This window comes from Actinophytocola sp., assembly GCF_050699935.1.
In the GTDB taxonomy this organism is placed as follows: Bacteria; Actinomycetota; Actinomycetes; order Mycobacteriales; family Pseudonocardiaceae; genus Actinophytocola.
Genome location: NZ_JBOHGB010000003.1, coordinates 78,846 through 92,711, shown reverse-complemented (window position 1 = coordinate 92,711; position 13,866 = coordinate 78,846). Strand labels below are relative to the sequence as shown.

At 71.3% G+C, this 13,866-nt stretch carries 16 protein-coding genes; 10 read left to right on the top strand and 6 right to left on the bottom strand.

Annotation, left to right across the window (positions count from 1 at the left end; genetic code table 11):
* The 3 genes from ACRDTB_RS02305 to ACRDTB_RS02295 form a co-directional block, all read right to left on the bottom strand.
* Positions 1–513, bottom strand: a complete 513-nt coding sequence (locus tag ACRDTB_RS02305) for a copper resistance CopC family protein (RefSeq protein ID WP_431428171.1) — start codon at positions 511–513, stop codon at positions 1–3.
* Positions 510–1,292, bottom strand: coding sequence for a YcnI family copper-binding membrane protein (locus ACRDTB_RS02300; protein ID WP_431428169.1), 783 nt, complete (start codon positions 1,290–1,292; stop codon positions 510–512). The genes ACRDTB_RS02305 and ACRDTB_RS02300 overlap by 4 nt, the downstream gene beginning before the upstream one ends.
* A gap of 71 nt (positions 1,293–1,363) precedes the next feature.
* The gene (locus tag ACRDTB_RS02295) at positions 1,364–1,915 is read right to left on the bottom strand and encodes a hypothetical protein (protein WP_431428168.1); all 552 of its coding nucleotides are present in this window, start codon (positions 1,913–1,915) and stop codon (positions 1,364–1,366) included.
* 115 nt (positions 1,916–2,030) lie between these two features.
* Here ACRDTB_RS02295 and ACRDTB_RS02290 point away from each other — a divergent pair, with 115 nt between their 5' ends.
* The 4 genes from ACRDTB_RS02290 to ACRDTB_RS02275 are packed head-to-tail and all read left to right on the top strand — an operon-like array spanning position 2,031 to position 5,641.
* Positions 2,031–2,678, top strand: coding sequence for an ABC transporter permease (locus ACRDTB_RS02290; RefSeq protein WP_431428166.1), 648 nt, complete (start codon positions 2,031–2,033; stop codon positions 2,676–2,678).
* Entirely contained in the window at positions 2,671–3,855 is a 1,185-nt protein-coding gene (locus ACRDTB_RS02285) for an ABC transporter ATP-binding protein (RefSeq protein WP_431428165.1), read from the top strand. Before ACRDTB_RS02290 ends, ACRDTB_RS02285 begins: the two co-directional genes overlap by 8 nt.
* Positions 3,852–4,673 carry an ABC transporter permease gene (locus ACRDTB_RS02280; protein WP_431428164.1) on the top strand — a complete coding sequence of 274 codons (822 nt, stop codon included), beginning with the start codon at positions 3,852–3,854 and terminating at the stop codon, positions 4,671–4,673. Before ACRDTB_RS02285 ends, ACRDTB_RS02280 begins: the two co-directional genes overlap by 4 nt.
* Positions 4,670–5,641 (top strand): glycine betaine ABC transporter substrate-binding protein, encoded by a 972-nt coding sequence (locus ACRDTB_RS02275; RefSeq protein ID WP_431428163.1) that lies wholly within the window; start codon positions 4,670–4,672, stop codon positions 5,639–5,641. Before ACRDTB_RS02280 ends, ACRDTB_RS02275 begins: the two co-directional genes overlap by 4 nt.
* Positions 5,642–5,660: 19 nt before the next feature.
* Here the strand turns inward: ACRDTB_RS02275 and ACRDTB_RS02270 are convergent, their stop codons facing one another.
* Both ACRDTB_RS02270 and ACRDTB_RS02265 read right to left on the bottom strand, forming a co-directional pair.
* Positions 5,661–7,016, bottom strand: a complete 1,356-nt coding sequence (locus tag ACRDTB_RS02270) for an alginate O-acetyltransferase AlgX-related protein (RefSeq protein ID WP_431428162.1) — start codon at positions 7,014–7,016, stop codon at positions 5,661–5,663.
* A 329-nt stretch (positions 7,017–7,345) separates the two neighbouring features.
* The gene (locus ACRDTB_RS02265) at positions 7,346–8,287 is read right to left on the bottom strand and encodes an oxidoreductase (protein WP_431428160.1); all 942 of its coding nucleotides are present in this window, start codon (positions 8,285–8,287) and stop codon (positions 7,346–7,348) included.
* 180 nt (positions 8,288–8,467) lie between these two features.
* Here ACRDTB_RS02265 and ACRDTB_RS02260 point away from each other — a divergent pair, with 180 nt between their 5' ends.
* The 3 genes from ACRDTB_RS02260 (at position 8,468) to ACRDTB_RS02250 (ending at position 10,962) form a co-directional block, all read left to right on the top strand.
* Complete coding sequence (locus ACRDTB_RS02260; RefSeq protein WP_431428159.1) at positions 8,468–9,430, top strand: aldo/keto reductase; 963 nt, start codon at positions 8,468–8,470, stop codon at positions 9,428–9,430.
* A 232-nt stretch (positions 9,431–9,662) separates the two neighbouring features.
* Positions 9,663–10,160: a GNAT family N-acetyltransferase gene (locus tag ACRDTB_RS02255; RefSeq protein WP_431428157.1), complete on the top strand. Its 498-nt coding sequence runs from the start codon at positions 9,663–9,665 to the stop codon at positions 10,158–10,160.
* Between the two features lie 43 nt (positions 10,161–10,203).
* Positions 10,204–10,962, top strand: coding sequence for an SDR family NAD(P)-dependent oxidoreductase (locus ACRDTB_RS02250; protein ID WP_431428156.1), 759 nt, complete (start codon positions 10,204–10,206; stop codon positions 10,960–10,962).
* Here ACRDTB_RS02250 and ACRDTB_RS02245 read toward each other — a convergent pair.
* Entirely contained in the window at positions 10,959–12,608 is a 1,650-nt protein-coding gene (locus ACRDTB_RS02245) for a TM0106 family RecB-like putative nuclease (protein WP_431428154.1), read from the bottom strand. The genes ACRDTB_RS02250 and ACRDTB_RS02245 overlap by 4 nt on opposite strands.
* An 84-nt stretch (positions 12,609–12,692) precedes the next feature.
* Here ACRDTB_RS02245 and ACRDTB_RS02240 point away from each other — a divergent pair, with 84 nt between their 5' ends.
* From ACRDTB_RS02240 to ACRDTB_RS02230, 3 genes are all read left to right on the top strand, one after another.
* Positions 12,693–13,166, top strand: a complete 474-nt coding sequence (locus ACRDTB_RS02240) for a DUF6474 family protein (RefSeq protein ID WP_431428152.1) — start codon at positions 12,693–12,695, stop codon at positions 13,164–13,166.
* Positions 13,167–13,254: 88 nt separating this feature from the next.
* Positions 13,255–13,662: a hypothetical protein gene (locus ACRDTB_RS02235; RefSeq protein ID WP_431428150.1), complete on the top strand. Its 408-nt coding sequence runs from the start codon at positions 13,255–13,257 to the stop codon at positions 13,660–13,662.
* Positions 13,659–13,850, top strand: coding sequence for a hypothetical protein (locus ACRDTB_RS02230; protein WP_431428149.1), 192 nt, complete (start codon positions 13,659–13,661; stop codon positions 13,848–13,850). Before ACRDTB_RS02235 ends, ACRDTB_RS02230 begins: the two co-directional genes overlap by 4 nt.
* The last annotated feature ends 16 nt before the right edge of the window (positions 13,851–13,866 follow it).

Sequence of the window (13,866 nt, the reverse complement as noted above, 5' to 3'; positions counted from 1 at the left end):
TCATCGCGGTTGCTTGCCGCCGATGCGCATGGCCACGGTGAGCCCCGCGCCGAGCACCACGACCGCGCCGACGATCCACACCCAGATCGGCAGCCCGCCGTCCTGCTCCTCGGCCGTCGCCGTGGTCGTGCTGGTCCCGCTCCCGGCGTTGGCCAGCGTGAACTCGAGCTCGCCGGACACCGGATGCCCGTCGGCGGACACGATCCGGTACGAGATCCGGTAGGCACCGGCCGGGCCGAGCTCGTCGAGCGACGCGCTGACCACGTTGCTGGCGACGTTCACCGGTCCGGTCTTCCAGCCGGTGTTGGAGGGGCCGGCGACCGAGATGGTGTTGAGCCCGTCGCCCTTCTGCACCGGCTGGTCGAAGGTCAGCTCGATGTTCGACGGGCTGCTCCGCACGGTCGCCTTGTCGGCCGGGTTGCTGCCGACCAGCGAGTTGTGCGCGACCGCCGGTGTGGCGAGGCCCAGCAGCGTCAGCCCGACCAGCACCAGGACGGCGGCGAGCCTCCTCATGACTCGCCGCCCGTCTTCGCCCCGGACACCGCCTTGCGCGCCCGCATGGTGGCGCCGACGCCGACGCCGAGCCCGAGCGCGCCGACGAGCAGGCCGGCGCCGCCGAGCCAGCGAGCGGTGTCGTCACTGGACGACTCCGCCGCCACGTTCTCGACGTCGTGGCTCGCGCCGGACTCGCCCTCCGCGGGCGGGGCCGAGGCCGCGTGGTGGCCGGAACCCTCGCTCGCGGGGGTGAGCTCGACGACCGGCGCCGGGTGCTCCGGCTCGCTGCCGTCCTCGGTCGGCGGCTCGTCCCACCGCACGACCTTCTTGTCGTCGTAGGTCTGGATGGCCGGCATGACGAGCTGCTCGGCCTCGGGCAGCGGGCCGCCGGAGACCTCGAACTCGGCGAACTCGCCGGGGTTGATCCGCACGCCGGGGCCGGCCGTCCAGGTGATCTTGCTGACCGCCTCGGCCACCTCGGCGCCGTGCACCTCGACCGGCTCGTCGAGCTTGGTCGTGGTGACCACGGCCTTCCAGCCCGGCACGGCCTTGGTGCGCATGGAGGAGATCGGTGTGTCGGTCGGCACCTGGACCTCGAGCTTGACGGTGCCCGCGTCGTCCTCCTCGTTCGGCACCCGGAGGGTGATCTTGGTGTAGCCGCCCTGCTCCGCGGTCTCGCCGAGGACCTTGGCGGTGACGTGCGCCGAGGCGGCCCCGCTGCCGAGCAGCAGTGCCGCGCTGGTGACGACGGTGACGCCGACGACCGCGCCGGCGCGCTTGAACCCGTTGGTGGACATGAGAAATCGCTCCTGAAGCTAAGGGATGAGCGACGCACCCGCCGCGGGCGCGTCGATGGGAAGAGCTCGGTTCAGGAGCGAACGGGCGGTCCGCGGCGCGGGCTGACCTGGCGTAACAGCACCTCCAGCAGCTCTCCCGGTCGGGCCGGGAGGCCGGTGGCGACGGTCTCGGTGCCGGTGTCCTCCGGCGGCGGCGGGCACAGCGCGCGCAGCCGGCCGACCAACCACGCCACGGCCGCGCGGGTGGCGGCGAGCGCGGCGTCGGCGCGCAGCAGCAGCACGGCGGTGATCAGCGTGGCCACCGCGTGCGTGGCGAGCATGAGCCGGCCGTCGACCGGCGGCGGGGTGAGTTCGTGCGCGTGCACGCCGCCCGCGATCTCGGTGAGCAACAGGTGTTGCGCGATTTGCGTCGTGCCGAGCACGACGACGACGGTCGGCAGTCCGCCCCGTCGGGCGAGCGATGTGCCACCCCACGCGAGGACGGCGGTGAACAGGGCGGTGAGTGCCCAGTCGGACACCTCACCACCACCGGTGCCGTGTGCGGCGATGGCGAGCGCGGCCGCGCAGGAGGCCAGCAACCAGCTCCGCGTGGCAGGCGCTTCGCCGGTCGTCCGTCGGCCCATGTCGGCCAAGCATATGCGCTTCGCGAAAGATCAGTGACTCGATGCTTGCTTTGATGGTCAACATGCGCCACGGTGGTGGCCTTCACACACCGGGCGGCGGGCGGAGGTGACCAGAGTGAACCTCTGGGAGTTCATCGGCGATCGCTGGTCTCGGCTCGCCGTCGAGGCGTACCAGCACGCCAGTGTCGTCATCCAGTGCACGATCATCGCCGCGGTCATCGGTGTGCTCGTCGGGATCGCCGTGTACCGCAGCCCGGTCGGCTCGACCGTCGCGACGGCGCTCGCCAGCACGATCCTGACGATCCCGTCCTTCGCGTTGCTCGGCCTGCTGATCCCACTCCTCGGCTTGGGTGTCGCGCCGACGGTCACCGCGCTCGTGCTCTACGCGCTGCTGCCGATCGTTCGCAACACGATCGTCGGCCTCGGCGGCGTGGACGCGGCGGTCACCGACGCCGCCCGCGGCATCGGCATGAACCGGGTCGCCGTGCTGACCCGGGTCGAGCTACGGCTGGCCTGGCCCGCGATCCTCGCCGGCATGCGGGTCAGCACGCAGATGCTGATGGGCATCGCGGCGATCGCCGCGTACGCGAAGGGGCCGGGCCTGGGCACCGAGATCTTCTCCGGGCTGAACCGGGCCGGCAGCGCGAACTCGGTCAACCAGGCGCTCGCCGGCACGATCGGCATCGTGCTCATGGCGTTGATCATCGATGGTCTCTATCTCGTCATCGCTCGTCTCACCACCTCGAGGGGTATCCGTGGCTGAAGTCGTGGCGGGCACCACCGCCGAAACCACCGCAGAAACCACCGGTGTCGAGATCCAGCTGGAGGACGTCACCAAGCGCTTCCCGGGGCAGCGCGGAGCTGCCGTAGACGCTTTCACGATGACGATCAACCCCGGGAAGATCACGATCTTCGTGGGGCCGTCCGGCTGCGGCAAGACGACCACGATGCGCATGATCAACCGGCTGATCGAGCCGACCTCCGGCCGGATCACGATCGGCGGTGAGGACGCGCTGTCGCTCGACCCGGACGATTTGCGCCGCCGGATCGGCTACGCGATCCAGCAGGCGGGCCTGTTCCCGCACCTGACCGTCGCGCAGAACGTCGGCGTCGTGCCGGGCCTGCTGGGCTGGGACAAGGCGCGGGCGCGGGCGCGGGTCGAGGAGATGCTCGGGCTCGTCGGCCTGGCTCCCGGGGAGTTCCTCCACCGCTTCCCGCGCCAGCTCTCCGGCGGTCAGCAGCAGCGCGTCGGCGTGGCCCGGGCGCTCGCCGCGGACCCGCCGGTGCTGCTGATGGACGAGCCCTTCGGCGCGGTCGACCCGATCACCCGGGGCAACCTACAGGACGAGTTGATGCGGCTGCAGGCCGAGCTGCGCAAGACGATCGTGTTCGTCACCCACGACTTCGACGAGGCGGTGAAGCTCGGCGACCGCATCGCGGTGCTGGGCGACCGGTCCACGATCCTGCAGTACGACACCCCGGAGGCGATCCTCGCGAACCCGGCCGACGACACGGTCGCCGGCTTCGTGGGCGCGGGCGCCTCACTCAAGCAGCTCAGTTTGCTGCGGGTGCGGGACATCGAGCTGAACACCGACACGGCCACCGCGACCGAGGACGAGTCGCCGGCCGACGTGCGCAAGCGGCTCGAGGACGCCGGCCGGAAGTACGTGCTGATCGTCGACGACCAACGCCGGCCGTTGCGCTGGGCGCACTCGAGGCAGGTCGCGGGCGACTCGCTCGCCGCCGTCGGCACACCGGTCGGCGACAAGGTGACCCGGCAGTCCACGCTGCGAGATGCGCTCGAGGCGATCCTCACCGAGGGCGGCAACGCGGTGGTGACCGGCGGCCGCGGGGAGGTTCTGGGCACGGTCCAGCTGGAAACGGTGGTCACCAAGATCCGCGAGCTGCGTGACGAGCACCGCGAGGAGAGCCCCTCATGACCGACACGGTGGCCGACCGGGCGACCGATACGGCGGCCGAGAAGACGGCCGACACGGGGGCCGTGCTCTCGGTCGAGTCGGGTTCCCGGCGCGCGGAGCTGCTGCGGCTGTTCATGCAGCCGATCGCGACGGTCGTGCTCGTCGGTGCCGCGCTGATCTGGGTGTTCAGCTCGGAGCTGGACGCGATCGAGCAGACGACGCTCAACGCCAGCACGCTGCTGACCTCGACCCTGCAGCACCTGGAGATCACGTTCTGGGTGACAGTGCTCGTGGTCGCGGTGGCGATCCCGCTAGGCATCGTCCTCACGAGACAGTGGGCGCGGCCTGTCGCCCCGCTGTTCGTGGGTGTCGCGACGATCGGCCAGGCGGCGCCGGCGATCGGCGTGGTGGTGCTGTACTTCCTGTGGACCGAGCAGGAAGGACTGTGGGCGGCGGCGATCCCGCTGACGTTCGTGTCACTGCTTCCGGTGCTGCGCAACACGATGGTGGGCATCCAGCAGGTGGATCCGTCCCTTGTGGACGCAGGGCGCGGGATCGGCATGTCGTCGTTCACCGTGCTGCGCCGGGTGGAGCTGCCGCTCGCGGTGCCGCTCATGCTGGCCGGGCTGCGGACCTCGCTGGTGCTCGCGGTGGGCACGGCGACCCTGGCGCTGTTCGTCAACGGCGGCGGCCTGGGCTTCGTGATCGACTCGGGCTACAAGACGGCCCGGACGAGCGTGCTGCTGGTCGGCGGCGTGCTGGCGGTCGGGCTGGCGCTGCTGGTCGACTGGCTCGGTGCGCTGGCCGAGCGGTACCTGGGACCTAGGGGGTTGCGATGAGGCGCCTCACCGCACTGCTCGCCGGATGCGCCCTGCTGGCCGGCTGCGGCCTGGACGCCGGCTACAAGCTTCCGTTCGACGTGGGGCCGGGTTCGATCCAGCCCGTGCCGGAGCTCGAGGGTGTGAAGATCACCGTGGGCTCGAAGAACTTCACGGAGAACATCCTGCTGGGCTACATGGCCGAGGTGGCCCTGACCGCGGCCGGTGCGGACGTCGAGGACCTGACGAACATCCAGGGTTCGCCGAGCAACCGGCAGGCCCTGGAGAACGGCGAGATCGACCTGTACTGGGAGTACACCGGCACGAGCTGGATCAACTACCAGGGCCAGACCGACCCGATCCCGGAGGAGCAGGCCCAGTACGACGCGGTGAAGAAGGCCGACGAAGAGCAGTACGGCATCTCCTGGCTGGAATACTCACCGGTCAACGACCAGTACGCGTTCGCCACCACCCGGGAGTTCGCCGACGAGCACGGCCTGAAGACGTTGAGCGACCTGGTCGCGTTGCTGAAGGAGGACCCGTCGCTGGGCACGTTCTGCCTGGAGTCGGAGTTCATCGCGCGGCAGGACGGCCTGGCCGGCGCGGAGAAGACCTATGGCTTCGACGTGCCCGACGCCAACATCAAGACGTTCGGCCTCGGCACGATCTACTCGACCCTGGCGGCCGGGAACACGTGCAACGTCGGCGAGGTCTTCACGACCGACGGCCGCGTCCTGACCCTGGACCTGGCCGTCCTGGAGGACGACCAGAAGACCTTCCCCCAGTACAACGCCGCGGTGACGGTCCGCAATGAGTTCCTGGACACCTACCCGCAGGTGGCCGACGTCCTCGAACCGATCTCGGCGAAGCTGGACAACGAGACGATCCTGGAGCTATCCGTCAAGATCGACGGCGACGGCACGGACCCGGCCGTGGTCGCGCGCGACTGGCTGGTCGAGGAAGGCTTCGTCACGAACCCCGGGGACTGAGGACCCGGCTGACCCGGGCTCAGCGGGGATGCTGGGCGAGCTGGTCGCCGATCTCGTCGATGGTCTGCCTGTCCAGCAACGGGTTGATGCCACCGATCAGGCTCCGCTCGGCCGCCTGGAACACGACGACGTCCTTGTCCTCGAACATCGGCCCGATCGACCGCGGTTCCACGCCGATGGTGTCGCTGTGGATGGCCGTCAGGTTCGTGAACGTGCCCGCCAGGAACGGCGTCGCCAGCAGCGTGAACGAGTCCGCGATCACGCCGACCGACGGATCCACCACGCCCGGGCCCGGCGCCTGGGTCATGTTCAGCGGCTCCCGGAAACCCGTGTCGACCGAGCGGCTGCGGACCGTCTTGCCGTCCGGCGCGAGGTCGTAGAACCGCATCGGGAACTCGACCTGCTTGCCGATCAGCGGCGGCAGGTCGCCCTCGCGCCGCACGACGTCGGCGGGTGTCGCCTTCCACGGCGTGGACACGCCGGGCTCGATCTCCTCGGCGAGCAGCCGGGTCATCACGAGGCCGCCGTCGTAGGTCCAGTGCGTGTCCACTTTGGAGTAGATGGGTTCGCCGCGGCTCCGCGCCACCTCCTCGATGGCCGGGCGGATGTCCGTCGCTCCCGCGTCGTCGATCACCCGGCGCCAGAACTCCGTACGGGCCGCGCTCGCGCACTTCGAGCCGACGTAGCCAGTCGGCAGGTACTCCGGCACCATCGTCGACTTGTCCGGCGCGACGACCAGGACGAACCGCCGGCCCGACGACTCGACCGCGTCCCGCAGCCGGTCCAGCGAGTCGATCACGTCGTCCAACGGCTTCTCCGGCAGGCATGCGCCGAGCATGTCGTAGCCGAGGTACAGCCAGCCCTCGCTGCCCTCGATCACCCGCGGGAAGCCCGCCTCGCGCATCCGCTTGCGGTCCTCCTCGGTCGGGTCCGGCGGCGCGACCGGGCCCTGCGCCGGCGGCCCCTGCTGCGGTGTCTGGCCGAGCGGGGGCGGCTCGCCGAACAGCCCGCGGCTGACGGCGTCCGCGAGGCCGAGCGCCTGCGGACGCAGCGGCAGGTGGTCGGCGGCCCACGGGTTCAGCCCGGTGAACATGCCCCAGCCGTCGGCCGGTGTCGGGAACGCGGCCACCTCGCGGTTCTCGATCGCCGGCGGGCGCACGCCGAGCACCAGCAGAAGCAGCGGGGTGCAGAAGAAGACGGCCGCCGAGGCGAGCGCCGTGCGCTGCCTCGGGCCGTGCCGCGGGCGGTACATCGCGTGCTCGGTGGGCAGCTCCGACTCGTGCACGGGAGGCAGCAGTTCCGACGACGGTTCCGACGGTTCCGACGACGGTTCCGATGGCTCGGCACGCCGCAGGTCGTCGGTCGAGGCGCTCACCCGGCCAGCATAGCCAGGGCCCCGACGTGCCACGGACGGATCGCGAAACACCTCTCGTTAGCCCAAAAGGACGAACCCACCCGGCGTGTCCCGGACGGGTTCCCGGCCGGTCCGCGTGAACGGTCCCATTATCTCCTACGTACTAGAGGACGTCGCATGCACCGACCGAATCTCCGGAGGCGAGCATGTGGATTCAGATCGTGGTCGTGGCGCTCGTGGCAGTCGTGTTCCTCGTCCGCCTCGTGGCCGCGCTCTACGACCAGCCGTCGAAGTCACGCAACTGAACCCGACCGCTCCGCGAGCACCGGCGCCGCCCGCGGGGCGGAGGTTCACGGATCCAGCGGGATCCGCACGCCCGTCAGCTCCTCGGAGATGTCCCACAGCCGCTTGCCGAGCTCGCGGTCGCGCGCGTCGTCGAGCGGCTCGACCAGGGTCGGGAAGCCCTTCGACTCGCCGCGCCCGTCCGGGCCGTAGAACTGGCCGCCCTCCACGTCCGTGCCGGTCGCCGCGTACAGCTGCGGCAGCGCCCCCATCTCCGCGTCCTGCGCGAACAACCGGTTGCCGGCCTTCATCAGCAGCTTGCCGACGCCGGTTGGACCGGACGACTGCAGGTTCGTCGCCGAGTAGCCGGGGTGCGCGAGCACGCTGCGGACCGGGATGTTGTTGGTGCGCAACCGTCTGTTGAGCTCGATGGCGAACACGACGTTCGCCAGCTTGGACTGCGCGTAGTACTTGGTGCGCCCGTAGTCCTGCTCACCGTGCAGGTCGTCGAAGTGGATGCGGCCACGCTTGTGCAGGCCGGAGGTCACCGTCACCACCCGGCCGTCCTCGCTGTTCGCGATTCGCTCCAGCAGCAGGCCGGTGAGCGCGAAATGGCCGAGGTGGTTGACACCGAGCTGCAGCTCGTAGCCCTGCCGGGTGCGGCCGTGCGGCGGCATCATCACGCCGGCGTTGTTGATCAGCACGTCGAGTGCGCCGACAGTGGTGGCGAACTCGCGCACGGAGTCCAGGTCCGCGAGGTCGAGCGAGCGCAGCTCGATCTTGGCGTCCGGTAGCTCGGCCAGTAGCGCGTCCATCGCCTGCTGGCCCTTGTCCTGGTCACGGGTGGTCATGATCACGTCCGCGCCGAGGCCGCCGAGGGTGCGTACGGTCTCCAGGCCAAGCCCGCTGTTCGCCCCAGTCACCACGAAGGTTCGGCCGACCTGGCTGGAGACGTGGTCGGCGACCCAACTCGCCGCCGACGGTTTCTCAGCATCAGGTGCACTGCTCATGGCGCATAGACTGCCTCACCCGCGCGGAGATCACACCGTCGCCCGGCCCATCGCACACCGTGTCGCTGCTCATGTCCCCGCTCATGTCGCGACCCGTGGTGTCCGTTCGACGGCGAAGAGCAGGCAATACCCACCGTTTGGCAGCTAGATCGACGCCAGTCGGCTTAGTAGTTTGTTCCGGTGGAACTGCGTCACCTGGGAAAATCCGGTTTGGTCGTCAGCGTCGTGGGCATCGGCTGCAACAATCTCGGCCGCCCCGGGACCGCGGCCGAGTCCTTGGCCGGCTCGCGAGCGCTCATCGGCGCCGCCGTCGACGCGGGGATCAACCTGTTCGACGTCGCCGACGTGTACGGCGCACCGCGCGGCCGCAGCGAGGAGCTGCTGGGCCAGGCGCTGTCCGGCCGGCGCGACCACGTGGTCATCGCCACCAAGTTCGGCGTGGACATGCAGGGCGCGAACGGCCCGGACTTCGGCGCGCGTGGTTCGCGCCGCTACGTCAAGCGGGCCGTCGAGGCGTCGCTACGGCGGCTAGGCACGGACTGGATCGATCTGTACCAGCTGCACCGGGCGGACCCGAGCACGCCGGTCGAGGAGACCCTGGGCGCCCTGGACGATCTCGTGCGCGAGGGCCTGATCCGCTACGCGGGCGTGTGCAACCTCGCGGGCTGGCAGGTCGCCGACGCGGTGTGGTTGGCCCGGACCAACCACCTCGCCGCGCCGATCGCCGCGGAGAACCACTACTCGCTGCTCGAGCGCGAGGCCGAGCGGGACGTGCTGCCCGCGTGCGAACGGTTCGGGCTCGGTGTGCTGCCGTACTTCCCGCTGGCCAACGGTCTGCTGACCGGCAAGTACCAGCGCGACGTCGAGCCGCCGGCGAGCGCGCGGCTGGCGGGCCGGACACGGCTGCTGGCCGACGCGCCGTGGGACCGGATCGAGAAGCTGCGCGCGTTCGCCGACGAGCGGGGCATCGGGATGGCGACGGTCGCGATCGGCTGGCTGGCCGCGCAGCGGTCGGTCGGCTCGGTGATCGCCGGCGCGACGACGCCCGAGCAGGCGATCGCGAACGCCGGCGCCGCGCAGTGGCACCCGACCGAGGACGACCTGCTGGTGCTCGACGAGATCTGCCCGCCGGGCCGGCGCTGATCGGCCCGCTGATCGTCCGCCGACCGTCACCCCCGGTCATCCCCCGGACGGACTCCGGAACGGCACTGATGGCCGACGCGCGGCCGGGGGCCGGGCGGCCATGGTGTTTCGTATGGAGCTCCTCGCCGCCGCCGGCCTGTTCGTCGTGCTCGCGCTGCTCGCGGCCGTCCCGCTGGTGTTACTGCTGAATCTCGGTGGCCGGCGCCCGGACGGCGAGCGCTAGCGTGCGTGGGTGCTGACAGGTGAGTTCGTCGTCCTGGTACCGGTGACCGAGTCGCACGTCCGCGAGCTGCGGCGGATCCTGCACACTCCGGAGGTCCACGCGCGCTGGGGTGACGCGGACGCCGAGCCGGGCTGGCCGCTCGACGACCCCGAGGTGGTGTGCTTCGCGGTCCTGGTCGACGGCGTGGTGCGCGGAATGATCCAGTACGGCGAGGAGGAGGATCCCGGGTACCGGCACGCGTCCGTCGACGTGTTCCTCGACCCGGCGGTGCACGGCCGCGGCGTCGGCGAGGACACCGTGCGGACGCTGGCGCGGTACCTGATCGAGGAACGTGGACACCACCGGCTGGTGATCGACCCCGCGGCGGACAACGAGGCGGCGGTCCGCTGCTACACGAAGGTCGGCTTCCGCCCGGTCGGCGTCATGCGCCGGTACGAGCGTGACCACGACGGCACGGGCTGGCACGACGGCCTGTTGATGGACCTGCTGGCGGACGAACTCACGTGAGCACCCGTTAACCTCTCTCGCGGGCTGAGAGAAGGGAACGGGCATGCGGATCAGTGAGATCGCGGCGATCGTGACCGGGGGCGCGTCCGGGTTGGGCGGCGCGACCGCGCAGGCGCTGGCGAAGAACGGCGCGCGGGTCTTCGCGCTGGATCTGCCGGCGGCGGTCGAGCAGGCGCCACCGGTGTCGGGTCTGTCCTACGTGCCCGCCGACGTGACCGACTCCGCGCAGGTCTCGGCGGCGGTCGACACCGCGGCGGGCGCGGACGTGCCGCTGCGCGTGGCGGTCAACTGCGCGGGCATCGGCCCGTCCGCGCGGATCCTGTCCCGCAAGGGCCCGCACGACCTGGACCTGTTCCGCAAGGTCGTGGAGATCAACCTGATCGGCACGTTCAACGTGCTGACCCTCGCCGCCGCGGCGATCGCCCAGACCCCGCCGGACGACGGCGGGCAGCGCGGCGTGGTGATCAACACCGCCTCGATCGCGGGCTACGAGGGGCAGATCGGGCAGGCCGCGTACGCGGCGTCGAAGGGCGGCGTGATCGGGCTGAACCTGCCGGCGGCACGCGACCTCGCCTCGTCCGGCATCCGGGTCATGACGATCGCACCGGGCATCGTCGACACGCCGATGCTGGCGACCGTCAGCGAGGAGTTCCGCGAGAAGCTCGCGGAGGGTGTGACGTTCCCGAAGCGGCTGGGCCGGCCGGAGGAGTTCGCGAGCCTGGCGCTGTCGATCATCGCGCACGACTACCTGAACGGCGAGGTGATCCGGCTGGACGGCGCACTGCGCATGGCACCTCGCTAGAGGTCGCCGACGTACGGGATCGCCTCGATCTCCGGTGAGGTCATCCACCGGCGCAGGGTCAGCGTGGCCTGCACGTCGTCCTCGTTGTACTCCAGGAGCCGGCGGCGTTGGCCCGAGTCGGGCGGGGTGCCGTCCATGCCCACCGCGTCGCGGTACCAGCGCATCGAGTTCTCGCCACTCGCGTGGGGGTCGCGCCACGTGAAGCCGGCCGCGGGGGCGATCGTCTTGAGGCCCTTGCCGCGCGAGCACAGGAAATTGTCGCGCACGCTGCCGAACAGGTCGAACCACGAGTCCGAAGTGATGAAGCCCTGCACCTGGTCCGTCGTGGGAATGCCCGGCTTGCCCGCGAACCGCTTCGCGGACGACAGCAGCCAGCGGTTCTCCGCCAGCTCGTTGTAGCAGTACGCGCGAAAGCTCAGGCCGCGTGCCCGGGCCCGCAGCCGAATCAGCGCGAGCCACTGCCAGAACTGCGCGAACGACCGTGCCTCGTCGTCGGTCGGGAGCGGCTCCCACGTGGCGAACGCGTGGTAGCCGGGCCGCTCGCCCACGTCCGCGCCGGACAGCCACGCGCCCCACAGGTAGGCACCCGCGTCGCCGAAGCTCTCCATGTCCACGTCGACCTCGACGTCCGCGCGGGGCACGGTGATCGCCCGCACGCGGCGGACCACGGTCAGGCCCGCGAGCCACGCCTTGGCCAGCCCGACCGCGTCGGTGAGCGGCACGCCGGTCGGCGGCAGGGACTCGTCGTCCGGATCCAGCCGCGCCAGGTCGTCGACCGTGCGGACACCGGCCGCGCGCAGCGCCGCCGCCTCCTCGCCGCGCACCACCAGGCTCACGTCCCGCGCGCCCTCCAGCTCCACCTGGCACACCGGCCACCACGGGCAGGTGCGGCACTCCACGATCCGCGACGGCCGCGCCAGCGCCGTCCCGCCGGTCGCCGCCGTGGTGGCGATCGCCAGCCGGTCGGCGAAGCGGGCGTCGTACTCGTCGAGCGCGCCGCGACCGCCCGGCCAGGTCGGCGCCTCCAGGTCGTGCCAGACCACGACGTCGCCGTCGAGGCCGATGACACCGCCGACCGCCTCGCCGCCCGCGCGGCCGCAGGCCTGCAGCGACCGGTAGACGTGCGCGAGACGCAGCTGGTCACGGGGTTGCGGCCGGACCCGGCGCGCCGGATCGGTGTCGCGTGCGGACGGTCGCGGGCTCGACAGCGGCGACGTCTGCGCGCCGCTGCCCGGGTCGCTCACCTTGTGCCGGACGACGAGCACCGGGACGTAGCCGCCGGCCGTGGCGACCAGCAGGTCGATCGCGCCTCGCCGGCCGCCCGGCTGGTCCCGCGGCAGCTGTGCGGCCCAGATGAACGGCGCACCCGCCGCCATGGCCTCGAGGGTGAGCTGCTCACGCTCGGCGGAGCGGCGGTCGGGTCCGCGCGGGATCTCCGTCCAGCCGCCGCCGTCGGCCCCGCCCACGAGGCTGGAGATCTCGTCGGCGATCGACTGGCGGTGCGCGGCCGCGTCGGCCTTGCGCTGCTCGGCGGTCGGGTCGGGTGGTGCCGTGACCGCGTCCTGCATGGTCGGGTCGTGCTCCAGGTGCACCCGGCGCCGGCATCGGGTCACCACCCCCGCGTCGAGCAGCACCGAAGTTGTCACGTAACGCAGTTTAGGCGGACCCACCGACAGAACACGGCAGGTAGCCGGGGTGCTCGACGCCTCGCAGCCCAGTAGGTTCTTCGCATGGCACTCAGGAAGCGCAGGCCGGACGCCGTGCCGGGCGAGCCGCGCATCACCCCCAAGAAGGCGAAGAACGCGCTCGCGGTGGCCAAGGTCGTCGGGCCCGCGGTCATCCCGGTGGTCGTTCCTGTCGTGCTCCGCGCGTTCGGGGAGGCGCGCGACCGGATCGACCGGATGAAGGCCCGCCGGCTGGGTGTCGCCGTCGGCGACCTCGCGCGGTACTCCGGAAAGGGTGGCGCGTTGCAGGCCCGCATCTCCGGTGCCGCCGAGGCGGTCACCGAGCTGCGCGAGCGCAAGGACGCCTCCGCGGAGGACCGGACCTTCGCCGACCGGTCCGAGACGACACTGCGCCAGCTGGCCGCCGCGGTCCGCGCGGCCGAGCGGATGCCCTCCGCACGGCGCCGCGCCGCACACCGGGCGGCGGCGACCGAGCTCGACGAGCTCGAGCAGCGGCTGCTGACCAGGCTCGGTCTCTAGCCTTACAAGGCTCGAACAGAACGCAGGCGGTTCGCTCATCTCGCCCCGGCATCGTGACGCTCGTCAGGGAATCCACGAGAGGAGCGACATGAACCGGACGTCAAGGATCGTCGTCGGGGGTGCGATGGCCGGCTCGGTGCTGTTCGGCGGCGCCGCAGTGGCCACTGCGCAGGAGGAGCCCGCGCCGTCCAGCGAGCCCGGGTCGGTGACGATCACGCTCAGCCCCGAGCAGGTCACCTTCCTGTGCGACCGGCGCCTGCCCAAGATCGAGCGGCGGACGAGCTGGCTGGTCGAGCGGATCCAGGCCGACGAGAACACCCGCGGATCGGCCGCCTGGTTGCGGGCCCGCGCGGCCACGGAGCGCGAGGCCGGTCGCGAGGAGACCGCCCAGCTGCTCGAGGAGCGCGCGGATCGCCGCGAGGGTTTCGTCGACGACCTCAACAAGATCAACACGTGGGCCGTCGACTTCCGGACCGAGCACTGTGAGTCGAAGTGAGGCGGGCACGGATAATCGCGCTCGTCGCGGTGCCCGTGCTGCTGTTCGGCGCCGGCTGCCGGGGTGATGCACACCCCGGCAGCTCGCCGGGCGGCTCCGGTGGCACCGGCGGTTCGGTGGAGCAGCAGTTCGACGACATCGAGGCCACGTTGAAGGCGATCGAGTCCGAGATGGCCGAGAACGGCTGACCGTCGCGGGGAGGTG

Excerpts from the sequence above, each read along its gene's own strand:
- ACRDTB_RS02240 (WP_431428152.1), top strand. The coding sequence starts at position 12,693 with ATGGCACTCAGGAAGCGCAGGCCGGACGCCGTGCCGGGCGAGCCGCGC.
- ACRDTB_RS02250 (WP_431428156.1), top strand. The coding sequence starts at position 10,204 with ATGCGGATCAGTGAGATCGCGGCGATCGTGACCGGGGGCGCGTCCGGG.
- ACRDTB_RS02235 (WP_431428150.1), top strand. The coding sequence starts at position 13,255 with ATGAACCGGACGTCAAGGATCGTCGTCGGGGGTGCGATGGCCGGCTCG.
- ACRDTB_RS02305 (WP_431428171.1), bottom strand. The coding sequence starts at position 513 with ATGAGGAGGCTCGCCGCCGTCCTGGTGCTGGTCGGGCTGACGCTGCTG.
- ACRDTB_RS02300 (WP_431428169.1), bottom strand. The coding sequence starts at position 1,292 with ATGTCCACCAACGGGTTCAAGCGCGCCGGCGCGGTCGTCGGCGTCACC.
- ACRDTB_RS02295 (WP_431428168.1), bottom strand. The coding sequence starts at position 1,915 with ATGGGCCGACGGACGACCGGCGAAGCGCCTGCCACGCGGAGCTGGTTG.
- ACRDTB_RS02275 (WP_431428163.1), top strand. The coding sequence starts at position 4,670 with ATGAGGCGCCTCACCGCACTGCTCGCCGGATGCGCCCTGCTGGCCGGC.
- ACRDTB_RS02280 (WP_431428164.1), top strand. The coding sequence starts at position 3,852 with ATGACCGACACGGTGGCCGACCGGGCGACCGATACGGCGGCCGAGAAG.
- ACRDTB_RS02265 (WP_431428160.1), bottom strand. The coding sequence starts at position 8,287 with ATGAGCAGTGCACCTGATGCTGAGAAACCGTCGGCGGCGAGTTGGGTC.